This is a genomic window from Suicoccus acidiformans (assembly GCF_003546865.1).
GTDB classification, from domain to species: domain Bacteria; phylum Bacillota; class Bacilli; order Lactobacillales; family Aerococcaceae; genus Suicoccus; species Suicoccus acidiformans.
Map to the genome: position 1 here is coordinate 2,165,442 of NZ_CP023434.1, position 23,423 is coordinate 2,188,864.

A 23,423-nucleotide genomic window follows, 5' to 3' on the forward strand; every position below is an offset into this window, starting at 1 on the left:
ACCATGGAGTATGTAGCCTTTGATTTTGAGACGGCTAATCATGAGAAAGCGTCGGCCTGTTCCTTGGGTGCGGTTCGCGTTAGGAATGGGATTATGGAGGCGCATTTCTATGAATTAATTGATCCTAAGACTTATTTCACGCCAAAGAATATCGCTATTCATGGTATTCTTCCGGAGGATGTGGCGGGGCAGGCTGATTATGCGGAAGTGATCGCCCGCTTTACCGATTTCACGAAGGGCCTGCCTGTCGTGAGTCATAGTCAGTTTGACCGGCGGGTGATTCAAGCTGAGAATCGACGTTATCGTCGGTCCGCTTTAGGGCTAGATTATTTCGATTCCTATCAACTGGCACGCTCAATTTGGGCGGGTAAATTACCCCGCTTTGGTCTGAAACCGCTCAGTGAGCAAATTAAATTTGAGTTTAACCATCATAATGCCCTCGAGGATTCCCGGGCTGCAGCTTATATTATCCATGCCCTCGGCATGTATACTAAGAGTGAGACGGTCGAAGAGCTCCTAGCTGCCGCCGGTGTGCAGGCTTTTTATAAATTGTAGTATTGACTTTGGCGCGGCATCTAGCTAACTAGCGGCCTTAACGATACGCGAGCATATGCGTCATATGAGGCTTTGATTAAGCCATATCTAGGCGGCATTAGCAATTTTGGCTTGCAGAATAAGCGGATTGAGGCTTGTTGAACCATGTGCTTTGTGATATATTAAACAACAAGAATGTTATGGCTTATTTAGAAAGGAAATGCGCATGTCACTTTCGATTAATTTACCTAATATCACTGTCGGTGTCGATGCTTATGAAGCGATTGAGCGTTATGCAAGGCCTTATGGAAGCAAGGCGGTTCTCATTGGGGGCAAGAAAGCCCTGGCCGCGGCTGAAGCGCGTATTCAAGCAGCCCTTTCAGACAGTTCGATTACAATCATTGATACCTTGTGGTACGGGGGGATTGCTAGTTTAAGTAATATTTCCCAATTAATGGATCAGCCCAGCGTACAAGCAGCCGATATGCTTTTCGCAGTGGGAGGAGGCAATGCTTGCGACACGGTCAAAACATTGGGCAAGCGCTTGGGGAACAAGCCGGTATTTACCTTTCCGACCATTGCTTCCAACTGTGCGCCAACGACCAAAGTAAGTGTTCTTTACGAGGATGATGGGGAAATGCATGGCTTGGATTTCCAAGATGCTCCGGCGATTCATTGCTTTGCCGATAGTCAAATTATTGCTGAAGCACCCACTCAGTACCTTTGGGCTGGGATTGCGGACGCTTTATCCAAAGAGATTGAATCGGAGTTCTCCAGTAGGGGCCGTGAATTGACCTTCCAAGATCAATTGGGTATTCAAGTTGTGAAAGGCTGTAATGAACGCCTATATCAAAGTGGCAAAGCAGCCTTGGAAGCTGCCGAACAGAATCAAGCATCCCCAGCCATTGACAAGGTATTGTTGGAAATTATTGGCACCACTGCCTTAACGTCGGTTCTGGTAGATGATGATTACAGTACCAATATGGGGCATGCCTTCTATTACGGTGCGACCAGAATTCCGGCGGGTGAAAAGCATTTGCACGGTGTTCTGGTGGCCTATGGCACCCTTGCTTTGCTGACGATGGATGAACAATTCCAAGCACGTGACCGGATGCTTGCGTTTATGCAGGAGATTTCCCTGCCGACCACCCTCAAAGGGCTAGATATTCATACCCAAGCAGAATTAGAAGAATTAACGGATAAGGCGATGACCATGGATGACATTCGGGTGTCACCTTATGAAATTACGCGTGAGAAGTTTCTCCAGGCAATCGAAGATTTAGAAGCCGTAACGAATGCTTAATTGACAAGATTATAGTAGAACAAGCCTTAGCCATAAGTCTGAGTGATTTTTTCAGCTCAGGCTTATTTTTTTGTTTTCAACATGGGCAAAAATAAGTAAAATGGTAGAAAACGATAATAGGAAAGAAGTGAGTCTATGAAATTCTCAAATCGCATTGAAGCTATCGGTTCTTCGCCGATTCGTCGCTTAAGTACCTATGCTGACGCTGCACGCCAGAGAGGAGTTCACGTGATTCCTTTGAATATTGGTCAACCAGACATTGAGACACCTAAGGAATTCTATGAAGCTATTTCAGACTATGAGGTCAGTGTGCTAGAATATGCGAATTCTCGAGGAATTCAAAAGACCCTTGAGACGATGCAATTATACTTGCATAATTACGGCTTGGACTTCGCCATCGAAGAGCTGATTATTACCAGTGGGGCGAGTGAGGGCTTGATGTTTACCATGATGGCCTTATTAGATGAAGGGGACGAAGTGCTCACCATTGAGCCTTATTATCCTAATTACGACAGCTTCGTCAAGATGGTCGGCGGCCGTTTAGTCACCGTTCATTCAGACATCGCAGATGGTTTTCAAATGCCTAGTTTAGAAGCCTTCCGTTCGCAGCTTACCCCGAAAACTCGGGCCATTCTTATCTCGAGCCCAGGGAACCCAACAGGACGGGTGTACCGCAAGGAGGAAATTGAGCGCTTGGTTCAGCTGGCACTGGAAGAAGATTTATTCATTATTGCCGATGAGGTGTACCGGGAATTTAACTATACGGACCGGCCTTTCTATTCTTTCGGCGACTATCCAGAGATTCAAGACCGAGTCATCCTCATCGACAGTATCTCTAAGAAATACTCCGCCTGTGGCGCTCGCATTGGCTCTATCGCTTCGAAGAATCAAGCCTTTATCGCCCATGTACTGAAGCTTTGCCAAGCCCGCTTGTCCGTCTCTACTCTTGACCAAATCGGGGCAGGGGCGATGGATTTAGTTGATGACCAGTTTGTCTATGATAACCGCGAAATTTACCAGAGACGGCGCAATGTATTAAACCGGCGTTTGAAGACAATGGAAGGGATGGTAACGAATGAAGCGGAAGGGGCATTCTACACCATTGTTAGCCTACCGGTGGATGATGCGGAGCGATTTATTATTTGGATGATGGAGAATATAACAGTGGATGGCTATACGGTTCTAGCAACTCCGGCTGAATCATTCTATACGGATAGCCAGTACGGGAAGCAGCAAATTCGCCTTTCTTACTGTGTTGAAGAAGGGATGATTGAACGGGCGATGGATATTCTGGAAGCAGCATTGGCGGCTTATCCACATAAAGTGCTTTCATAAAGGGTTGGTGATTGAAATATCTGACCGTTACATTATAATAAGTCTATAGAAAAATAAAAGGGTGACAGCATGAGAAAAACACTAATGAAATTTCTATTACTTGCTAATCTTGTTCCAGTTATTTCACCATTAACAGCTTATGCAAGAAGTACTCAGCCAGTGCCGGCTCATGGAGCGATTGAGATTTCGGCCGAATCAACCAGCGAAACGACAAGCGACGAAACCGAAGATGAAGTTCTTCGGCCAGAAGATGTCGAAGGGGCAGTTATTCACGAGCCGGTTTATCCTGAAGCATATAAGACCATCGATCCAAAGACTTTAGCCAAACGAGGGGAGCAGCGTGGCTACAATCCCAATACGATTGTAGTAGATGGCTATGAAATCCCCTATGTGGACATGCGTGGCAACACAGGCGCGGATGAAGACTACATCGCATTAAGTGAAGCCTTAGATCAGAATCTGTGTGTCTATGTTGGCGATCAAGGGATGAACACCTTCTTCGGCCACTATTATAATTTATCGGACAACGGGGTATTTAATCCCTTAAACGACGTTATTTCTTTCGGCGAAGGCTCAGAAGTCATCATAACGGATGAAGCAGGTTATAGCCGTGGTTATGAAATTACCCAAGTGATGGAATTCCTACATCCCGATCAGACATTGCAATTTTATGGCGATGATTACTTACCAACCTTAGCCTATGAAGGGAACGGCGAGGATATGGTTTACGTCCAGTATTGCCGTTGGGACTATGCACTCGGTTTATTAATCAGTAATATTGGCTACCGGGTTTGGTAGTATAGCGAAAGTCTGGCCCCAATGATTTGTGCCAGGCTTTTGCCCTAGACTGGAAATCTAAACCCTCCTATCATTATCCTTCGTAATAATTATAATGATTGCTGAACGTTGATACGACGGTATTTTCAGCATGTCTTGTATAATTATCCAATCCAGGTCAGTGGTATACATATTTTTTGCAAGGCAAAATATCCCATCAACTTTTTCGGGTTGATGGGATATATTTTTGCGTTTGTAAATGTCCACTGCTTAGTGCTGAGAGGCTGAGGAGTCTGCATCGGTGCTTGGTGTATCCGTTGCTTCGGTCATGTCTTCTGCATTCGCAGCTTCCCGAGCGTAGAAGATTTGGTTCATAATGAGCTGGGCTTTCTGCTCTTTCGTTAAGGTGCGGTCTGCATCAATCTCTTCGACACTTCTTTGGTCATAAGTCGGCTTTTGGCTTGCTGACTCCGCGGCGTGAACGGGTTCTCCTGGCGTTCTCTCAGGCAGGTGTTCCTGAAGCACTGCCTTAAAGGCGGAGCGCAGATTCTGGTCTTGGATTAGGGTGTCAATGAGTTGGTCCACTTCGTCGTTGGATTCGCCACCAGCCATTGCTTGCTCAACAGCTTCTTTAATGGCGCTACTCGTAATAGAGGCGCCTGAGATACTATCGACATCTGTCGAGTTGGCAGAGACAATTTGTGCCGGTAGGGCATCGATGGCCTTAGTGCCGATACCAGGTGTTTCCTTGTGGCTAAGCACTTCTACTTGATCAATGCTCTGGCCGTCAGAAGTCGTAACGCGTACCACGAGTTCGCCGCCTAAGCCTTGTGCGCGTCCGATATATTCGCCTTCGCCAACGGTAACCGGTTCACTTTCTGCATGTGAATCGTGGCTAGAGGCACCGGAACTTGCGTCCACGGTTGCTTGCATGGCGTCAACAGCTTGTTGGGCTGCATCGATAATAGCGTTGCGGATGGCATTGCTGGTGACCGTTGCACTGGAGATGGTGTCAACATCTAAGGAATTCTTGGCGATAATTTGTCCAGGTAAGGTCTGGAGGGCCAGATCACCGATGCCGACGGTTTCTTGCTCTTGGACGATTTCAATATTCTGGATAGCGAATTCGACGTTGAGCGCTACATCGCCAGCCATGCCGCGCGCCTTGCCGACAAAGCCTTGAGTGTGGGAAGGCGATGCGACAGGCTCGACTTCTGGCGTGTGGTTAGCTGAGGAATGCGCGTCTGCTTGAGTGTTCATAGGGTTAGATTCCTCCTTTTCTGGGTTGTGGTATTTATTGAGTGGGGCAAGAGACCCCGCGTCAGCAATTTCTTCCAAAAGACGGATAAGTGCTTGCTCTTCATTGCTACCGATAACGTAAGGGGTAATTTTGCGGTATTCAATATAAGCATTTGCCATGGCAACCGGGTAGGCTGCTAATTGATTCATGCTCGCATCATTCATCTTATTGCCGAAGGTGAGGGTCTCGTCCTTAGAAATAGCATATAAATCTTGTAAATATTCTAGGACAGCCTTCTTCCCGCCGGCCCGGGTATGGACTTCCAACCAGCCGAAGCGTCGGACAATGACATCTAAATCGGTCCGCTCTTCTTGAAGGCGGCGCCGTAATTTCTTCACATCCGGACGTTCGAGGGCGAAGTTTGCTGCTAGCTTGAAGAGAGGACGACCTTTCAATTCATCCAAGTCTTCAATCGGTTTGGCTCCAGGGTAGACCCGTTGGAGCTCACTATCTAAATAAGAACTCTTGCCTCGCTGGTAAGCGTAGACTTGCTCACCGTCATCGGCAATAAAGAGCAGATTGTCAAATTGCTGTAACTTGCTCTTATACCAAGCTAAGGCATCATCGGGCAAATCTACCTTTCGCAGCCGTTTGCCGTTATAGGTCACATAATTGCCATTATGGCTAGTTAGGTAAATATCGCGTGTATCCATTTCACTCAGGAAAGCCGTTAAATCTTGGCGGGAATGCCCGGACAGAATCGCGAAGCGAACGCCTTGCTCACCGAGGCGTTGGCGGACTGCATTAAAGCGTTCGACTTCATAGGTGAAATCATTCCGCAACAAACTGCCGTCTAAATCAATGGCGACGAGCTTTAAATCCATAGCTTACCTCATTTCTAAGTATGCTTGTACATCTTCAGGGGTATTTAAATTGAGAAACAAATGCGCTGTATTAGGAAACTGGGACCAAATCGCCCGGGGAATCATGCGATGCTTCGCTTGGCGAACGAAACGTTGAACCTTCAAATTATCCTGAAGCAAGTGTGCTTCAAGCGAATCGAGCAAGGCCAAAGAATAGAAGCTGTGAAAGGGATAAATAAAGCGCTCTTCATCTTGATTGGTCAGAATATCCACCTCAGCCTTTAACAGCTGCTGCTTTTGGTAGCGTAAGTATTCAGGGGACAAATAGGGCATGTCACAGGCAATGACGAAAAGATATTGGCTCTGACTATGGCTGAGGCCGGCATGAATTCCTGCTAGAGGCCCCTTGCCCGGGTAAATATCTTGGATAAGGCGGATGCCCGGAATATCATGCTCTTGAGCCTTATTGGTGACGAGCAGGATATCCGCGAAATGGGGCCTCAGCTGTTGGACTAAGTGATTGACTAAGCGCTCCCCGTCGAAACTTAGGAACTGCTTATCAAAGCCCATTCTTGAGCTTTGGCCCCCTGCTAAGATTAAGGCCGAGCCAAATTCTGGCCGCTTAGTCATCGGGATACAACTTGGCCAATTGGCCCTTAACGTCGAAGAAATCACTCATAAAGCGCAGGAAGACATAGCCTACCATGATTGTCGTAATATAAAGCTGCAGGCCTTGAAGTTGCTGGAAGAAGTGGCCCCAGAAATCTAGGTCCTGTTCCAACAAGTAGCCACTTACACGGCCGGATGCAACCACGCCGATAGCCATGGGGAAGGTCGTCCCGGCATAGCCAGGCGTGAAATCAAAGGTAATAAAGCGCAGCAATAAGCTGGCATAATAAGCTAAGGACAAGACGAGAAGTAGGGCCAAGCAATAAATCAGCCAAGGCTTAGGTTGCGTTGCAACGTTTAAGTAAGAGACAATACTTAAGCTGACCGGAGCAACCACAATCCCTTGGGTGTGGTAAGCGCCTTTAGCGATAGGTCGGGTGGCCAGCCTTTTGACAATGAAAGGCAATAGAACTAAGTAAATCACAATACAGTAAATAGCAATCCAATATTGCAAGGTGTTAAAGCCCATGTCCTTGCCGATAACAACCGATACAGCTAAGCCGTTATAGGTTACAAACCAAGACGGGAGGAAGTTATCCGTTTGAAAGTTGGGTGCCACGTGTTTCATCGTAAAGTAAATAATATGGGCAATATGCACGATAACTGCGATAAGCCATAAACTCCGTCCGATGCCTGGAGCATATTGGACAATATAGCTACTTAAGATCATCAGTGCCATCGTTAAGCCAGCATAGAGCGCTGATAAGGTAACTTGCTTGTATTCCTTCTGGACAATGCCTGGGAAGCGAACAATCTTTACTAAATATAGAACGCACAAAAGGCCTACCAGCCACATGGAAAGGTGACGGACCCAGGTGTAGCCCATGCCGTTATAGACGTTGCTAAGGGTTAGGACACCAACCATGGTTGGCAGTAAAGGAACGGGAAACTCACGAATTTTCTCCATTAAGCGTGCCATATACAATCTCCCCTAGCTATACAACTTTCTCAACTGCAACGGGTGCAATCTTGTAAGCCGGTTCTCTTGAATATGGATCATACTCTGAGGCGGTCAGGCGGTTACACTCGATGTAATGCAGTGGGACGAAGATTTCATCATTGCGCTGATCGCTTTGGATTTGAACATCTAATTCCTCAACCGCCCCATTATGGGAATGCACGCGGGCACGGTCACCTTCATGAATGCCCAATTCGTCTGCCAGGCCAGGTCCCATAATGAGGTAGGCGTTCGCCGGGTCAACTTGACGGGTTCCAGCAATTTCACGCGTACGCGAACGGGTATGCCAGGAGGCGGCAGAAATCCGGCCCGTATTTAAGACAATTGGGAATTCTTCCGTGGTCGGAATAGGCACAGCGCGAGGCTCTTCAAAGACGAAATTTGCCCGTTGATCGGCCGTGAAGAACTTGCCGTCTTCATATAGACGACGTTCCCGGTCTACCTCTGCCCCATTTAAAGTCGAAGGGTATGGCCACTGAATGCCATCTGAGCGGGTGAGCCAATCCCAATCGACCCCGGTAATGTCACATGGCTTGTTCCGGGTGACTTCCTTCATCAATTCAAAGGCATCCCGTGGCGTCTGCCAGCGACTTAAATCCATGCCCAAGGCCTCACCGATACCCCGAAGCACTTCAAAATCAGTCTTCTCATTGCTAGCTCGCTCTAAGACCGAGCGTACCGGAGATAAGCGGCGTTCGGTATTGATGATGGTGCCTTCTTTCTTAATAGCGGGTACAACGGGAAGGAAGTGGGTGGCGTGCTCAGACGTCTCAGTGTCATCATAGATATCTTGGACGATGAGCAGATCAAGTTTCTCAACGGCTTCTTTAAAGGTCGTATTATTTGTCCAACTATGCATTGGGTTGGTACAAATGACCCAAAGGCCTTTAATTTCACCTTTATTGACTCCTTCAACAATGGCGTCATAGGTTTTGGTTGGTTTATCAGCGAGGTAAGTTGGCTCAACCCCTAAGATGTCTGCGATGCGTTGGCGACCCGCTTCATCGGCGAAGTCGGTACCCCCGTGCAGGGCGGTTGTATTACTGAATAGACGTGAACCCATGGCGTCCGTTTGTCCTGTTAGTGAGTTGGCACCTGTCCCTGGCTTGCCGATATTACCAGTCATCAGGGCTAAGTTAATAATGGCTTGAGCTGCCCGCACCCCTTCGTGGTGTTGGTTAATACCCATAGTCCACCAGAAACTGACGCGCTTGCCGCTTTCAATCAGTTCTACAAATTCCATTATTTCTTCTTCGCTAAGCCCAGTGCGTTCAGGCGCTTTGGCTAAGGTGAAGTTTTGAACGAATGCTTTGAAATCTTCAAAGCCATTGGTATGTTCTTTGATAAAGTCATGGTCAATAGCAATATCCCGTTCAATGAGAAGATTAGCGAGTGTATAGAATAGCGGCAAATCAGAAGCATGGTTAATCGCATAATGGTAATCGGCCTGCTTGGCGGTTGCTGATTTACGAGGGTCGACGACAATGATGCGGTCTGTATCCTTGCGTGAACGACGCACTCGGTTCCAAATAACAGGGTGAGCAGCCACCAGATTGGCCCCAATCAGCACAATCGTATCAGATAGTTCAATGTCTTGAATTGTATAAGGCGGCGCATCAAAACCATAGGATTGCTTGTGGGCAACGACGGCGGTCGCCATACATAGACGGGTATTCCCATCCAAATTGGTCTGTAAATGATTGCGCATAATATGTCCTAATAAGGCAAAGTCTTCAACTAAGAGCTGCCCCGTACTAATACCTGCAAAAGCTTCTGGACCATATTTCGCTTGAATAGCTTGAATTTGTTCAGCAACTTCTTGGAAGCCTTCTTCCCAAGAGACAGCTTTCATGCTACCGTCTGCTTGGCGAATTTGCGGCAGAGGATTGGGCTTATGCATACTTTGTTGCTTATCAGTATTTAAGCCTTTAATGCAAAGCAAATTAGGGTTAACGGGATAGTTCTCCTTGGGCAGAATTTGTTTAATTTCATTATCTTCAACGTAATAGTCTAAGTTACAGGAAATCGCACAATAATTACAGGTTGATTGAATTTTCTCCATAATGGTCTCCTTTCCGAAATTAAACTTCTGCAGAAGTAGGGCCAGTTAGTAAGGCTTCGGCTTCTTCAGTGCTTAATTCATAATGATAGAATAGCTGGTAGAATGATTGAGCTTCTTCGACTAAGTTGAGTTGATATACATCAGGGTAATACATTTGGCCAGCCCAGTTGATACCTAGAATGGCATTGACCGATTTAGGACCTGTGAGCCAGTTATACGGCGCATCGGGCACTAAGTAAATTGCATCTGTTTCTAAGCTGTCCCAGAATTCCTGGTCACGTTCGGCGTAAGTTTCCGGGTAGAGGAAGGTGACACTGTCTGGTTGCCAGGCAAGAACTTGCTCACCGGATACATCTTGCCAGCCAAAGCCTTCCGCTTCTTCAGCCGAGAGGACGTTCGTTAAGCCTACGCGGTCAAAGACCTCGGTATGGAAACTGTCAGCTGGTGCCGTCTTAAAGCCATTGTCACCATTGGCTAAGTAGTAGGTTTGACCGTCCGCTTGGATAGTTGCTTGATGCTCTGCTGCCCGCTTTAAGGTGGTTTCAATATAAGCCACTTGCTCTGCTGTATCGACGCCCAACACTTCGCCTAAGTTGGTATATAAGGCAGGCATGTCGTCTAAATTACCATTGAAGAAGATGACCGGTACCCCTGTTAATTCAGAAAGTTGATCTAATTCCTCTTGGATGCCTTCCTTTTGTTCGCCGACGTCAATAATGACATCTGGGGCAAGGTCGATAATCGCTTCAAGATTTAATTCATCAGGGCCATTGAATAAGCCGCCCACTTCAGGGATTTCGGCAGCTGCTTCAGGCATGTAAGCTAAATCAGCTGTGTCCGGTTGATTGCTCCAACCTACCATGCGCTCGGGTGCAACGGAGTAGAGGACAATTTGAGAGGTGGAGCCGGTACCTAAGATGCGCTCGATATTTGCTGGAATTTCAATTTCTCGTCCTAAGTCATCGGTGTAGACAATGGTTTCTTTGGGAGTAGTTGCTTCAGTACTTGCTTCTTCAGCTAGAACAGTATTTACTGGACTGGCTGGTAGGAAGGTCAACGTTGATGCCACTAAGGAAGTTACGATAATTTTAGAGAATGTGATGAATGTTTTATGCATAAGTTTAAGGTCTCCTTTGATAAAGTTTAGGGATGACTAGTTGAGGGTACTTCTCGTCCACTTGCTTCAACTCAACCGGTACACCGTAGAGTGCTTCGATTCGCTCTGGGGTTAAAGCCCGTTCAACCGTGTCATGAACCATCAGTTGCCCGTCTTTTAGCAGCAGGGCTTGGTCACAGAAGGTTAAGACATCTTGGGGCTGGTGCGAGTTCATAATAATTGTGTAGCCGTCTTGAGCCAGTTGGCGACATTGGTCTAACACCTTAAGTTGGTTGCCGTAATCTAAGTTAGCGGTCGGCTCATCCATTAAAATCAACGGTGTGTCTTGCATTAATGCCTGGGCAATGCGCACCAATTGTTGTTGGCCACCGGATAAGGCTTGGAAAGGACGCAGGGCCAAGCTTTCAATGCCTAACATAGTCAGGTAATTCAGGGCTTTCTCTGTTTGGTGAGGGTCTTTGGCAGAGACGTGGCCCATTTCGACCAGGTCAATGACGGTGTGGTTAAAGCTTCCGTTACTTTGTTGTGGGACGTAGGCAATTTGCTCGGCAATGGCTTTGGGGGAGGCGGTCTGTAAATTTAAATCCTGCCAGTAAATACTCCCTTGTTCAGCCTTTAACAGGCCCAGCAAAAGTTTAAAGAGCGTCGTCTTGCCTGCGCCATTCTCACCTAAGAAGGCAACGAATTGGCCAGAGTCTATGGTGAAACTGATATTCGAGAGTGTAGCTTGCTTGCTGTAACGAAAGCTCAGTTCTTTAACGGTTAAAGCCATCGCTTTTGCCTCCAATCAATAAGCTGAAGAAGATCGGTGCGCCAATCAGGGCGGTGAGAATGCCAATGGGAATTTCCGTTTGTGCCCAAGAACGAGCTACCGTATCAATACATACCATAAAGATGGCCCCGAATAAGGCCGAGCAGGGCAGAAGATAGCGGTAGTCTTGCCCTATAATCAAGCGACAAATATGTGGCACAACGAGTCCTATCCAGCCAATCATACCCGTTACGGCGACACTACTTGCCGTTAATAAGGTGGCTGCTAGAATGAGTAGCCCCTGCGTCCAGCGAAGATGGATGCCAAGCGTTTGGGCCTTCTCTTCGCCCAAGGTGAGTAAGTTAAGAGCCTTAGCTTGCCCAAAAATAATTACAAAGCCAATCAGCATCGGTATCAGAATCATATTCACCCTCTGCCAAGTTATGGACGAGAAAGAGCCCATCAGCCAATAAGTAATCTCTGGTAAGGCATTCTCAACGTCTGCGATTAATTTGACATAACTTAAAGCGGCTTGAAAGAGGGAACCGATAACCATACCGGCCAGTAGTAAAGCCAGAGTTCTTTGCATGCGAAAGAGGCGACTTACCGCAAAGGTCACCCCAACAGCTAAGAGCCCCATTACAAAAGCGGCCAGAATAGTTACTTGATTTGAAGCGTACGAAATGATTGCCAAGGCTGCGCCCAATGACGCCCCGTGATTTACACCCAGGACGTTGGGGGAAGCCATCGGATTCTCGAACAATGCTTGGAAGGAAGCCCCAGATACCGCCAAGGCCGCACCAATACAAATATTTGCGCTTAGGCGAGGAAGGCGAATATTGGCAATAACCAGGTAATGTTCGCGGGGTATCGTAGCTGCCTGGCCCCGCAAAAGTAAGTGAAAGGTCTGGCGAACATCAGCTAGAGAAAGAGAGTAACGGCCGAAGTTGAGGGCGATGAAGGTCGCTACAATAAGCAGAATAGCCAGGCCCACCAGTATGCCTATGCGTCGCCTTCTTTGCCTTTGAATGGCCTCCATAATCACGCTCCATTCTAAATTGGAATTACTTTTAAAAGTTTAATATAGTATAGCATAAATCTATTAAGCTTGTTCATAAAATTGCAATTTATCCCAAGAAATGCCTCATACTTAGTGTAGCGCTACCAATTCTTTAAAATTAAAGTCCACGTAATTGCTAAAGAATATTTCATGTCAATTATCATGATATTTAACGAGATGTTGTAAAAACGTGAACAAACAAAATCATTAAAAGAAAAAGTAGGATTCGTGCCCCATTTCAGGTATGATAGGGAAACGAAGAAGAGGTGAAGTAATGAAGAAACAATATCCAACAGAAGTATTAGACGTTAGAATTGATAAGCTCGATAGCAAAGGTATGGGCGTGGCGAAATATGTCCACCCACCGGTTACAGGTTCAAACGGCAAGCAACTCAAATTATTTATTCCTAATACCGTCCCAGGTGATTTGGTCAGAGTGACGGTACCGAACGCCAAGGGGCGTCGTAAAGCTACACTCAATTTCGATACCCTCTTAGAAGCTGGTCCAACGCGCAATCCAGAAGTAGATACCCAGGCGAGCCGAGCGGGAGGGACTCCGTTATTGGCAATGACTTATGCTGGGCAGTTGGCCTATAAAGAGAGTCTTGTACGAGGATTTATTGAAGGTCAAGGCTTCGATGGGCAGTTAGTTCAGCCGATTATTGGAATGGATACGCCGACCCGCTACCGCAATAAGATGGAATTAACCTTTGGTAGCCGTGGCGAGTTAGGCATGCATGCCCAAGGAGATTTCCGCACAATCATCGATATGAAAGACTCCATTCTGGCTCCGGAAATCATGGTCCAAGCCAAGCATATTGTAAGCGATTGGCAGCAAGCCTATCAACTCCCCGGCTACGACAAAGAAGCCAAAACAGGGCTACTGCGCAATCTTATGATGCGCTATTCTTTTGCAACGAAAGAATTAATGGTTGTTCTATACGCCACGGACACTTCAGCAAACTACGCTGAAGCCAGTCAAGCATTAACCGACCGTTTAAGTGAGCAGCTCCCCAATTTAGCTAGCTTTATTTGGATTAAGAATACGCGCATTGCTGACAAAGTAGACGCAGAAGAGACTGCCGTCTTATATGGACGTGACTTTATCTATGATGAACTTGCAGGTTATCGTTACCGCCTATGGCCGGATACTTTCTTCCAGCCGAACCCCGTTCAAGCTGAGAAGATGGTCCAACTAGCCATTGACATGGCTGAAGTAAAAGAAGATATGCGGGTCTTGGATTTATTCTGTGGTGTTGGTACATTTAGCCTACCCCTGGCATCTCGGAGTAAGGAATTGGCTGGCATCGAGATTGTGGAAGCGTCCATTGAGTCAGCTAAACGCAATGCCGCAGACAATGGCTTGGAGAATACCTTCTTTATGGCAAGTGATGCGCGTAATGGCCTGAAAGTTCTGCCTGAAGTGTGGGGCCAACCGGACCTCTTATTGTTGGATCCACCAAGAAGTGGTGCTGGCGGTAAGGTCATGCGAGCGATTGGACGTTTCGGGACGGAGAAAGTTGTGTATGTTAGTTGTAATCCGAAGACCTTAGCTGAAGACCTTGTCTGGTTGCGGGATTTCGGTTATGCATTGAAAGTGGTACAGCCAGTCGATCAATTTCCATATAGTAATCATGTGGAGTGCGTGGTATTGATGGAAAAAGATAGATAAGAATCGCTTAAAAACGGGGTTTCTGAATGTTCCGAAAGTGTTTTGAGACCCCGTTTTTGCTTTTACTGTGTCTGGTAATTGGAATTCTTGATTTTAAGCTGTAAAAGTTTAAGATGTATGTGGGGAGTGGTCCATGTTCCCAAATGGCGGCAAAATGATAACGGTTCAAAGCTTACAATTTAATAAAGGGAAAAAGCCTTGATATAGTGTTTTTACTGGAAAGTAAAGCGATTATATCAGGGCTTTTTTAGTTGGTTGAGAGGTGGAGATTGATGGTTGAGATGGAGGGTTGCATCCGAGGGAAGTCGAGAGGGTGGGTATGTTAAATTGTTTGCTAGAGCGTTAAAATACCCACGGCTACTTGTTTAACAAGAGTAACTGTTATTTTTTTGCTATAATATACAAGAGTACATTTAGGGAGGGAGATTACTATGACTGACTTTGAAAAATATATGAATCAATTTGTAGAGTTTTTGGATAGTGAAAAGAAAAGCATTTTAATCACGGGATTAGACGATGATGCAAAAGTTCGGATGGTATTAAATGGGTTAAATGAAAGATATAAGAATGGCATGATTAGATGCTCTGAACTAGGCAGAATTGCTGAAATTATTAATGGAGCTTTTCATAATAAACATTTACCTTCGAAAATTAGCGGACAAAAAGTATACTCAGTTGGAAATATGGAAATAACTTTTTCTAAATATGTGGATTCGATAGTTAGACATACGATCGGGGAGAGATTCGATTTTGTTTTATACTTCCCTATAGAAACAGTTCTGTTTCCAGGTAAGGAAAAATATTTGAATCAATTATTAAATAATATTAGTCATACAGGTTCTTCAAAAATTGTTTTATTGACTACTAACGATCATAAGAAAAATTTGAAGGCTTTACGAGACATTGCCGATGAGCATATCCATTATGACATTTCAAATGATAATCCCGAATTGCTTGAAGTAGTAAAAAGTAATTTAGGAGATTTTGAATATCCATTATTTGAGTAAAAAATAAAAAGGGAACATTTGCTCTTGTTTTATGGTATAATCATTTTAGATAAAAGTAAATTGAAAAGGCTCTTAGAATTAATTTATACCTTGATAAAGTTGAGGTTACTAGGTATTCTTAAGTAAAGAAAGGTGATATAATTGCTTTTGCCACGAAAAATAAATATCCCTCAAGTACCGCCGATTAAGATTCAAGGAATAAAAACGAAGTTAGTACCTTTTATAACGGAATCTGTTAAATGGGATGGTGAAGGAACTTATTTTGAACCATTTATGGGTTCTGGAGTTGTAGGATTTAACATAGCCCCTCAAAGAGCTGTGTTTAGTGATACCAATCCATATATAATTCAATTTTATAAAGATGTGCAAGATGGTACGATTACCCCTCATATTGTGCATGAGTATCTAAAAGAAGAGGGATATAAATTATCTCAAACCCCAAACGATAAGACTTCATATTATTATGAAGTGAGAAACAGATTCAACAAAACACATTCTTCTTTAGATTTTCTATTTTTACAAAGATCCAACTTTAATGGTATGATTAGATTCAATTCAAAAGGAGAGTATAATGTACCGTTTGGAAGGAAACCTCAGAGATTTCAACAGGCATTAATTACTAAGATTTGCAATCAAGTAAAATGGGTACAAGAAACTATGAAGAATAAGGAATGGGATTTTCTTTGCGTTTCTTTCGAAGAGATTTTTGAAATGGTAGAAGAAGGAGATTTTATATATTTAGATCCTCCTTATATTAATAGACATGATGGTTATTACGATTCGTGGAACGAGGAACTTGCTAACCAACTTGCTTATTTAGCTCAACATTGTGATGCAGGGTATGCGTTTAGTATGTGGTACGAGAATAAATATAGAAAAAATGATCATATATTAGAATGGGACAAAGGTGTATTGCTAACTACTGAACATTTTTATCATGTAGGGGCAAAAGAGGCGAATAGAAACAAAATGATCGAGGCATTAATAGTAAGCGAAAAAAATGTTAACTATCAAGAAGTTAGAGAGCCTTTTGAGCAGTTGGCGTTATTATAAAAAATTAAAACTTCCATTATTCAATTTAGGCTCTTTGTCAAATAGGGTTGATGAGTAAATTTAAGGTCAAGCGACTAAATTTGTTGCTTGATCTTTTTCTTTGTTCTTAGGTTCATAAAGTCGGCACATGAGTAATATTCTGTCTCTAAAATGACTGAAGTTTCTGTAACCATAACCATTGCGTTTGAGTAGTTTAATCTTATTATTAATCCCTTCGATAGGACCATTACTAAGGCCTGCATGTGTGAGTGTGTTATGGATATATTCCCCATACTTTCTGAACGTCCTTAATACACGCCTTAAGCCTTTTGAAAGTGTCATGGACCGGCTTTGTGCCAAAATCTCTTGATATCGTTGCCAGTTCCTATCCCTTAAGGCATCGCCCAATTGATGCACCATTTGATAGGTATCCTTCAAGACGTCGTCGTGCTGAATGAGATAGTCCACAATGCTACGAGTATTGGTTAACCAATCAAACAGTGGGAAGCGATGGTATTCAGTAGACATTAAGTCGCTTTTTGGTTTGAGTATTAATTTCCAATAACGCTTAAGTTTATTATAGAGTCTTGAATCTTTATAACGAACCTCGTTCATGTAACGAATTCGTGTCCGATCTAATTCGCGATTTAAGGCTTGAATTAAATGGAACGGATCAAGAATAATCTTTGCATTTGGAAACCATCGCTTTGCCAGGTGCATGTATGGTTCGTACATATCTATCGTAATGGTTTGAACTTGGTAACGTGCTTGGCGACTAAACCTTGAGAAATAAGCACTGAGTGAGTGTGTTTTTCTGTCTTCGACCACATCTACGATTTTATGTGACAGTGTATCACAACAGATGAAGCTCATCGCTGCTTTAACCGACTTAACGCTTTTAAATTCATCAAAGGATAGATGCTTAGGCAACTGTTCAGTGGACCGTATTCGAATAGCTCGAGCGGTTTCATGAATCACCCGTCGGACTGTATTTGGTGATACAAAAGTATCTTTGGCGATATCTGTTTCACAAGTGACTCTTGTGGCGCGGTCCATAATCTGTTGTTTGACTTGATTCGTAATATAGCAGTCAGGATTAACGATGGATGTCTTCGCTGTAAATGACCGCCCACAGGCTTTGCATAAAAAGCGTTGCTTAGCTAGGATTAAGTAAGCAGGTAAGCCTGATTTGGCTGTTAATGTCAGACGAGAGGAGCGTTTTCCATTACTGACAATGACATAATCATTATTGGCAATGCCACAATGAGGACAAGCCTCCGGTTTATATGCCAATGTTCCTCGATAAAAGAGCGATGTTCGCCCTTTGAATTCTATCTCTTCACAATAATCCATATCGATTTCAATGTTTTTGTCTTTTAATTGGAAGGTTTTTTCGATAAAATGATTCATACGTAGATGTTCTCCTTTATTATTGGGTCAACTTTAATATTAAAGAACATCTGCGTTTTTTGCACTTAAAAACGGTCGAGAAATTTCCATCAACCGTATTTATTTTAGAACCTCAATTTATTAGAATAGTGGAAGTTTTTATGTGGATCAATAATGCTAAATATTAATAATCAATATTTCCTAGTTCAGTTTGCTTCCTATAATCAACAAGGTACTGATCGTATTTATCTTGTAAAATACTAGCTTGTTTTGAATCTGTTTTTCTGATCCATGAAATATAAGAAGATAAATCAGTAAAAAGAGAATCTCTAACTTCCTTTGAATCTGTATATCTTGGGTGGTTTGTCCAGTAGTGGTTAAAAACATCTTCTCCTAAATAGGAAAATGGACCAGCGCCATATACAAATGGCTGAATGTTACTGGCTTTAATTGTTCCTATATTATCAGTATTTCCACTCCCTTTTTTATCTCCACAAATCCTAAATTTTTCTTGAACAAAAACTTCAACATCTTTATATGCCGGAATAATACCTGTTCGCTTATCTAATTTCACCCTACCGTGGGTTGGTTTTTCCTCTCTAACATATACAACTCCTAAAATATAGTGAGCTTTATAATCGTCGTAATGACCAACTATATTTTTCGTTCCGTTCCGCATAAAACTTGTAAAACTTCCACCTGTAAATCCAAATTTAGCTTTTTCTGATCTTCGATAAGTAGTTTTCACATCAATTCCAATTTTATTACCAATGCTATCAAAAAAATAGTAGTCTGGATATACAGTTTGTTTCTCGGACATACCTAATTGGAATCCTAGTTCATTCGCAGATTTTTCAAGTGCGTCAAAAGTAATAACTTCAAATAATCTACCTAATATTTTCGAATCGTTACCAAAGGTATAAATATCATCTTTTTTATTAACAAAACCAACTAACTCCCACTCTTCTTCTGTAGTTGGTAAATGTTTTGTAATTGTGCTTATGATAATATCTGTGTGTTTTTGTATTATATCGATTTTGTTTTCTTTTGTCATTCTATAAGTGTCTCCCTTTTGAATTGTGTTAGTCTGGACTAGGTAAAAACCCATTTTTCTCTGTTAATTCTATTAAATTAACACCTCGAGATTGAAAATTTAAATAAGGTAAGCTCCTAGAATTTTCAACAACAATGATTTGCCCCTTATCTTGATTGCTAGACATATATTCGAATAATCCCGTTCGCATATTTTCACTAGCGGCTTCAGCTGAACCCTGGTCAAGACCTAATAGAGGAGTATCAATCAGAGTTATATTTAAGCTATAAATTCCTGAATGATATAATAGTTCCCTTAACATAAGTATTACAATCGTATTTAAATATGCTTTATAGCCTTGTCCAAAACTGCTTTTTGGATTACCATCAATTTTAATATCAAATTTTGTTAAATCAAATCTTGCAGAAACAAATCTGTCATAATTGGCCTCCTATAAAATTTTATTTAACAAATTATTTATTACTCTGATTGTACTATCATCAAAATAACTTTTTGGAAGAAACTCTAAAGTTTTAGTTCTATCTTCTTTCTCTAACTCAATAAGATCATCATTCCAGTCTTCAACAATCTTCTGTAGTGATTGAAGTTGAGAGTCAATCTTTTCGTATTCAGTAATCTGGGAAATTGTGTCTTTAATATCATTGATTAAAGGCGACAAATTAAAACTGATTTTACTATTAATTTCATCTTTTTTTACTCTCAGCTGAGAAATTTGCTTTCTTAAATGACTTTTGTCTTCTACAACTTCTTTTATTGTTTTTTCTAAATCGTTTGCTTGCTTAATTAGTCTTAGCAATTCATTGTTAACTGTTTCTTTGTATGATGAAATGCCTTTATACTCAATAGGCTGATCACAAAATGGACAATTCTCATCGTGGCATTCTTCGCTTAGTTCTTTATGGATTTGTTCACCTTCAAGAATTAGAGTTAACCTTTTTATATCAGATACGTACTGTGTCTTTAATGCATCATATCTTGAAGAAAGTACCTCAAGCTCATATAACACGCTATTTAAATCTTTAATCTGAATCAAAATGTTTTGACGTTTATCCATTGACTCTTGTAATTTATTTTCAAGTTTAGTAAGTTGATTGCTTAATTCTTCAACACTAATGCCATCAATACTACCTGCTATACTTTTTAGCTTATCATCTAGCGCTTTATAAGATTCTGCGTAAGAATTTTGCTTGTTTTTAATGTATTCTCTAATTGCTATCTTCTTGGCATTTTTTATTTCTTTTTTGATTTCCTCACTGTACTCAGAAAAATCATATCCATAAAGCAAAAAAAGAATTGCTGATATTACTAGAGTATTATTGGTATATCCTTTTGGCAGTAAGATGGAATCCTCTTGAGATATTCTATTTTCGTCAACATAAAATAGATGAATTATACCTCTTAAGTGTAGAGAAGTCAAACATTTATGACACAAGCTCTGAAAAATAGTTTGTGGAAAAGCAGTTAAACAATCAGAATACTTCTGGAAAGTTTTGTCAAGGCCTTTAGAGCGAAGCGTGCCTTGACGAAACTTGGAAGAAATATATAATAGCTAACCTACTTTTTCAAAAAATTCAGCGACAACTTCATTTGGATTCTTGAAATTTAAAATCTTCCGGTAGGTATTATTGTAGCTTGTATTGTACCTTCTTAAAGCTTTTTCTAGCTCCTCTTCACTGGAAAAACGTCTTCTTGAATAGAATCTTGTTTCGTCTTCTCGGTGACTCCTCTCTACCAACCCGTTCTGCCAAGGACTATAAGGAGCAGTCGTTTGATAGTCGATATCCAAGAAATTTAAGATCTTTTGAAACCTTGATTTCTTATCGGTTTCCTGAGGGTCGTTGGTAAATTCTTTCCCGTTGTCAGTTTGTATCTTGTCAATCTTAAAGCCCATTTCCTCTTCCAAAGTGAGAACGAATTCAGAGGTTGTATAGGTGCTATTTTCATTCATCAGACTTCAGCGCCCTCTTGCGTGAATAAGCGTCTATGGCCGTGATTTGGTAGTATCTTTTATGGTGACTCACAAAGCCGATAGAGTTCACAGGAACGTATTTAACATCAATTTGAACCAGTTGACCAGGATGAGTGTATTTAGGCTTTTCTTTCTGCTTCTTGCGTTTTTTCTTGGCTTTTGAAGGCTTGCCTAGACCCATCTTTCTGATTTGTCGGCACAGGGAATCATAAGACCTGGTGTAGCCCTCATCTTTGCATTTGCGGTAGACGTGAGCTAACCCACGGTGTCTATGGTGCCTATGCATGTGTTTAATCAGATCTAATTCATCCTGTGTATGTTGGTTAGGATGTGATTTAGGACGAGTAGACTTCTTTCGCAAGGATTCAATTGATCCATCATACCTTTGTCGCCATCTCTGAACATATTGCCTGGATTTATGATATCTCCTTGCGGCTGCGGCATTATTATTCACTTTAATGGCATACTTAACAATTCGTTCGCGATGTTTCATACCTTCTGTTATAATAGACATATAAGAGATCCTTTCTATGTTTATAATTGTTCACAAATCTATTATAACAGAGGGGTCTCTTTTTTATTTGTTTTATGTCACATATGTATTATCTCATAACAACTTTTATACTCCGTTTGGGATTTAAATGCTATTATTGCCATCGAAGTATTAGGTGCTGTGATTGCATCTATTACGGTAGCAATTGGACGTATACCTAAGCTGGGTAATCAAGTACAAAGTTTGGAACCAAATTTCATAATAGAAATGAAAGAAGGAATTGTCGTTCTGTGACAAAACAAAGGATTGTTTGCCTTATTACTTTTAGGAACACTATATACTTTTGTTTATATGCCAATTAATGCACCATTTCCTTTAATAAGCATGGAATACTTTAATGGAACACCTGTGCATACTTCTATTACGGAAATTTCCTTTGCCTTTGGAATGCTAGCAGGAGGCTTATTGTTAGGAAGATTAGGGAGCTTCGAAAAGCGTGTATTACTAATAACTAGTTCATTTTTTATAATGGAGGCCAGTTTAGCCGTTTTGAGAATACTTCCTCCAAATGGATTTGTAATATTTGTAGTTTGCTGTGCAATAATGGGGCTTTCGGTGCCATTTTATAGCGGTGTGCAAACAGCTTTTTTTCAGGAGAAAATTAAGCCTGAATATTTAGGACGTGTATTTTCTTTGACCGGAAGTATCATGTCACTTGCTATGCCAATTGGGTTAATTCTTTCTGGATTCTTTGCTGATAAAATCGGTGTAAATCATTGGTCTTTACTATCAGGTATTTTAATTATTGGCATTACTATAGTTTGCCCAATGATAACTGAGGTTAGAAAATTAGATTTAAAAAAAAATAAAGGAGTGTGCTCGTATGATAGATAATATTATTCAATCAGTGACAGAAAAACTATCCTCTTTGCCTTATATAGAAGGCATCGTATTAGGGGGTTCCCGTGCAAGAGGTACCCATACAGAGGATTCTGATATAGATATCGGAATCTATTACAAATCAGAATCATTTGACATTACAGCGATTAATCAAATTGCTACAGGGTTGGATGATGAGAATAGAAATAACCTTGTTGTACCTCCCGGAGCGTGGGGCGATTGGATTAATGGCGGCGGATGGTTAGTTATAAATGGGTATCATGTTGACTTGATTTTACGTGATATAAAACGGGTGGAACAAATAATCAAAGATACGGAGCAAGGAATTGTTACTGCTAATTATCAGACAGGGCATCCCCATGGATATATAAGTGCTATGTATCGAGGAGAATTAGCGATTAGCAAAATACTATATGCTAAGAATGAAAGCTTATGCGAATTAAAAAATCAGGCAGAACGTTATCCAACCGCTTTGCAGAAAGGATTAACCGAATTTTTTATGTTTGAGGCAGGTTTCTCATTAATGTTTGCTGAGAACAATATAGATAAAGACGATGTATCCTATGTTTGTGGGCATTGCTTTCGAAGCATATCTTCCCTTAATCAAGTCTTATTTGCAGTAAACAAAGAATACTGTATAAATGAAAAAAAGGCTGTTAAGATGATTGAAGATTTTAAGACCAAGCCAAGCGATTACAAGGAAAGGGTCGATAAGGTTATTTCCTTAATATCAACTGATGTAGAGTGTACAAGAAAAGGAATAGAGATTCTTCAAAGACTAGTAAATGAGGTTAAATACCTGAAAGGAGACCATGTTCAATGACTGGACCAGATAAGAAAAAACTTTATCCTAACGAGAATATAAAGAGCGTTTGCTATATAAGTAATTTGCCTAAACGCCCTAATGTAGAAATTGGCGAATATACTTATTATAGTGATAACAAAAACTCACCTGAGAAATTTTATGATAATATTAAGCACCATTATGAATTTATGGGGGGATAAACTGATAATAGGTAAGTTCTGTGCGATTGCAGAGGGTGTTAAGTTTATTATGAATGGATGGAGCTACAACCTATCCCTTTAATATCTTCGGCAATGGATGGGAAAAAGTGACTCCTACAATTGAAGAGGCTGCTGAAAAACCCCAAACAAGCGTTCCAAAATATCCGAGCGATTCGGTATTTTGGAACGCTTTTGATATAATCATACTAAATGGAGGTGCCAAAAATACTGGT

At 42.0% G+C, this 23,423-nt stretch carries 19 protein-coding genes and 3 pseudogenes; 10 read left to right on the forward strand and 12 right to left on the reverse strand.

Annotation, left to right across the window (positions count from 1 at the left end; translation table 11 throughout):
* The first annotated feature begins 3 nt into the window (after positions 1-3).
* The 4 genes from CL176_RS10210 (at position 4) to CL176_RS10225 (ending at position 3,970) form a co-directional block, all read left to right on the forward strand.
* Positions 4-555, forward strand: a complete 552-nt coding sequence (locus CL176_RS10210; protein ID WP_118991197.1) for an exonuclease domain-containing protein — start codon at positions 4-6, stop codon at positions 553-555.
* A 205-nt stretch (positions 556-760) separates the two neighbouring features.
* Positions 761-1,837 carry an iron-containing alcohol dehydrogenase family protein gene (locus CL176_RS10215; protein ID WP_118991198.1) on the forward strand — a complete coding sequence of 359 codons (1,077 nt, stop codon included), beginning with the start codon at positions 761-763 and terminating at the stop codon, positions 1,835-1,837.
* 135 nt (positions 1,838-1,972) lie between these two features.
* Positions 1,973-3,172, forward strand: a complete 1,200-nt coding sequence (locus CL176_RS10220; protein ID WP_118991199.1) for a pyridoxal phosphate-dependent aminotransferase — start codon at positions 1,973-1,975, stop codon at positions 3,170-3,172.
* A 69-nt stretch (positions 3,173-3,241) separates the two neighbouring features.
* Positions 3,242-3,970, forward strand: coding sequence for a sortase family protein (locus CL176_RS10225; RefSeq protein WP_118991200.1), 729 nt, complete (start codon positions 3,242-3,244; stop codon positions 3,968-3,970).
* A gap of 249 nt (positions 3,971-4,219) precedes the next feature.
* Here CL176_RS10225 and CL176_RS10230 read toward each other — a convergent pair whose 3' ends face one another.
* Genes CL176_RS10230 through CL176_RS10260 form a run of 7 tightly spaced genes read right to left on the reverse strand, consistent with a single transcriptional unit; the run spans position 4,220 to position 12,648 of the window.
* Positions 4,220-6,073 carry an HAD hydrolase family protein gene (locus tag CL176_RS10230; protein ID WP_118991201.1) on the reverse strand — a complete coding sequence of 618 codons (1,854 nt, stop codon included), beginning with the start codon at positions 6,071-6,073 and terminating at the stop codon, positions 4,220-4,222.
* 3 nt (positions 6,074-6,076) lie between these two features.
* Positions 6,077-6,682, reverse strand: coding sequence for a molybdenum cofactor guanylyltransferase (gene mobA, locus CL176_RS10235; protein WP_118991202.1), 606 nt, complete (start codon positions 6,680-6,682; stop codon positions 6,077-6,079).
* A complete protein-coding gene (locus CL176_RS10240; protein WP_118991203.1) occupies positions 6,675-7,640 on the reverse strand; it encodes a TDT family transporter in 966 nt (321 codons plus the stop codon). The genes mobA and CL176_RS10240 overlap by 8 nt, the downstream gene beginning before the upstream one ends.
* Before the next feature lie 16 nt (positions 7,641-7,656).
* The gene (locus CL176_RS10245; RefSeq protein WP_118991204.1) at positions 7,657-9,741 is read right to left on the reverse strand and encodes a molybdopterin oxidoreductase family protein; all 2,085 of its coding nucleotides are present in this window, start codon (positions 9,739-9,741) and stop codon (positions 7,657-7,659) included.
* Positions 9,742-9,760: 19 nt separating this feature from the next.
* A complete protein-coding gene (locus tag CL176_RS10250) occupies positions 9,761-10,858 on the reverse strand; it encodes an ABC transporter substrate-binding protein (protein ID WP_118991205.1) in 1,098 nt (365 codons plus the stop codon).
* A gap of 4 nt (positions 10,859-10,862) precedes the next feature.
* Complete coding sequence (locus CL176_RS10255) at positions 10,863-11,630, reverse strand: ABC transporter ATP-binding protein (RefSeq protein WP_118991206.1); 768 nt, start codon at positions 11,628-11,630, stop codon at positions 10,863-10,865.
* Positions 11,614-12,648 (reverse strand): FecCD family ABC transporter permease, encoded by a 1,035-nt coding sequence (locus CL176_RS10260; protein WP_118991207.1) that lies wholly within the window; start codon positions 12,646-12,648, stop codon positions 11,614-11,616. Before CL176_RS10260 ends, CL176_RS10255 begins: the two co-directional genes overlap by 17 nt.
* 295 nt (positions 12,649-12,943) lie before the next feature.
* Here CL176_RS10260 and rlmD point away from each other — a divergent pair, with 295 nt between their 5' ends.
* The 3 genes from rlmD (at position 12,944) to CL176_RS10275 (ending at position 16,401) form a co-directional block, all read left to right on the forward strand.
* Positions 12,944-14,341: a 23S rRNA (uracil(1939)-C(5))-methyltransferase RlmD gene (gene rlmD, locus CL176_RS10265; protein WP_118991208.1), complete on the forward strand. Its 1,398-nt coding sequence runs from the start codon at positions 12,944-12,946 to the stop codon at positions 14,339-14,341.
* A 431-nt stretch (positions 14,342-14,772) separates the two neighbouring features.
* Positions 14,773-15,348, forward strand: a complete 576-nt coding sequence (locus CL176_RS10270; RefSeq protein WP_118991209.1) for a hypothetical protein — start codon at positions 14,773-14,775, stop codon at positions 15,346-15,348.
* A 141-nt stretch (positions 15,349-15,489) separates the two neighbouring features.
* Positions 15,490-16,401: a DNA adenine methylase gene (locus tag CL176_RS10275; RefSeq protein WP_118991210.1), complete on the forward strand. Its 912-nt coding sequence runs from the start codon at positions 15,490-15,492 to the stop codon at positions 16,399-16,401.
* A 66-nt stretch (positions 16,402-16,467) separates the two neighbouring features.
* Here CL176_RS10275 and CL176_RS10280 read toward each other — a convergent pair whose 3' ends face one another.
* The 5 genes and pseudogenes from CL176_RS10280 to CL176_RS13125 all read right to left on the reverse strand — a co-directional run bounded on the left by CL176_RS10280 (position 16,468) and on the right by CL176_RS13125 (position 21,306).
* Complete coding sequence (locus tag CL176_RS10280) at positions 16,468-17,790, reverse strand: ISL3 family transposase (protein WP_118989665.1); 1,323 nt, start codon at positions 17,788-17,790, stop codon at positions 16,468-16,470.
* A gap of 163 nt (positions 17,791-17,953) precedes the next feature.
* A complete protein-coding gene (locus tag CL176_RS10285; RefSeq protein ID WP_240430545.1) occupies positions 17,954-18,823 on the reverse strand; it encodes a type II restriction endonuclease in 870 nt (289 codons plus the stop codon).
* A gap of 28 nt (positions 18,824-18,851) precedes the next feature.
* Positions 18,852-19,124, reverse strand: a complete 273-nt coding sequence (locus tag CL176_RS12395) for a hypothetical protein (protein ID WP_162890962.1) — start codon at positions 19,122-19,124, stop codon at positions 18,852-18,854.
* 129 nt (positions 19,125-19,253) lie between these two features.
* Positions 19,254-20,240 (reverse strand): hypothetical protein, encoded by a 987-nt coding sequence (locus CL176_RS10290; protein ID WP_118991211.1) that lies wholly within the window; start codon positions 20,238-20,240, stop codon positions 19,254-19,256.
* A 132-nt stretch (positions 20,241-20,372) separates the two neighbouring features.
* Positions 20,373-21,306 (reverse strand): annotated as a pseudogene (locus tag CL176_RS13125) (DDE-type integrase/transposase/recombinase).
* A gap of 102 nt (positions 21,307-21,408) precedes the next feature.
* Here CL176_RS13125 and CL176_RS10300 point away from each other — a divergent pair.
* The 3 genes and pseudogenes from CL176_RS10300 to CL176_RS10310 all read left to right on the forward strand — a co-directional run.
* Positions 21,409-22,179: pseudogene (locus CL176_RS10300) on the forward strand (MFS transporter); the annotation flags it as partial.
* A complete protein-coding gene (locus tag CL176_RS10305; RefSeq protein ID WP_118991212.1) occupies positions 22,169-23,008 on the forward strand; it encodes a nucleotidyltransferase domain-containing protein in 840 nt (279 codons plus the stop codon). The pseudogene CL176_RS10300 and the gene CL176_RS10305, both read left to right, overlap by 11 nt.
* Positions 23,005-23,345: pseudogene (locus tag CL176_RS10310) on the forward strand (LbetaH domain-containing protein); the annotation flags it as partial. The gene CL176_RS10305 and the pseudogene CL176_RS10310, both read left to right, overlap by 4 nt.
* Positions 23,346-23,423: the final 78 nt, after the last annotated feature.

Bases quoted from the DNA above. Each gene is read 5' to 3' on its own strand.
- CL176_RS10210 (WP_118991197.1), top strand. From the start codon at position 4: ATGGAGTATGTAGCCTTTGATTTTGAGACGGCTAATCATGAGAAAGCG.
- CL176_RS10215 (WP_118991198.1), top strand. From the start codon at position 761: ATGTCACTTTCGATTAATTTACCTAATATCACTGTCGGTGTCGATGCT.
- CL176_RS10220 (WP_118991199.1), top strand. From the start codon at position 1,973: ATGAAATTCTCAAATCGCATTGAAGCTATCGGTTCTTCGCCGATTCGT.
- CL176_RS10225 (WP_118991200.1), top strand. From the start codon at position 3,242: ATGAGAAAAACACTAATGAAATTTCTATTACTTGCTAATCTTGTTCCA.
- CL176_RS10230 (WP_118991201.1), bottom strand. From the start codon at position 6,073: ATGGATTTAAAGCTCGTCGCCATTGATTTAGACGGCAGTTTGTTGCGG.
- mobA (WP_118991202.1), bottom strand. From the start codon at position 6,682: ATGACTAAGCGGCCAGAATTTGGCTCGGCCTTAATCTTAGCAGGGGGC.
- CL176_RS10240 (WP_118991203.1), bottom strand. From the start codon at position 7,640: ATGGCACGCTTAATGGAGAAAATTCGTGAGTTTCCCGTTCCTTTACTG.
- CL176_RS10245 (WP_118991204.1), bottom strand. From the start codon at position 9,741: ATGGAGAAAATTCAATCAACCTGTAATTATTGTGCGATTTCCTGTAAC.
- CL176_RS10250 (WP_118991205.1), bottom strand. From the start codon at position 10,858: ATGCATAAAACATTCATCACATTCTCTAAAATTATCGTAACTTCCTTA.
- CL176_RS10255 (WP_118991206.1), bottom strand. From the start codon at position 11,630: ATGGCTTTAACCGTTAAAGAACTGAGCTTTCGTTACAGCAAGCAAGCT.
- CL176_RS10260 (WP_118991207.1), bottom strand. From the start codon at position 12,648: ATGGAGGCCATTCAAAGGCAAAGAAGGCGACGCATAGGCATACTGGTG.
- rlmD (WP_118991208.1), top strand. From the start codon at position 12,944: ATGAAGAAACAATATCCAACAGAAGTATTAGACGTTAGAATTGATAAG.
- CL176_RS10270 (WP_118991209.1), top strand. From the start codon at position 14,773: ATGACTGACTTTGAAAAATATATGAATCAATTTGTAGAGTTTTTGGAT.
- CL176_RS10280 (WP_118989665.1), bottom strand. From the start codon at position 17,790: ATGAATCATTTTATCGAAAAAACCTTCCAATTAAAAGACAAAAACATT.
- CL176_RS10285 (WP_240430545.1), bottom strand. From the start codon at position 18,823: ATGACAAAAGAAAACAAAATCGATATAATACAAAAACACACAGATATT.
- CL176_RS12395 (WP_162890962.1), bottom strand. From the start codon at position 19,124: ATGTTAAGGGAACTATTATATCATTCAGGAATTTATAGCTTAAATATA.
- CL176_RS10305 (WP_118991212.1), top strand. From the start codon at position 22,169: ATGATAGATAATATTATTCAATCAGTGACAGAAAAACTATCCTCTTTG.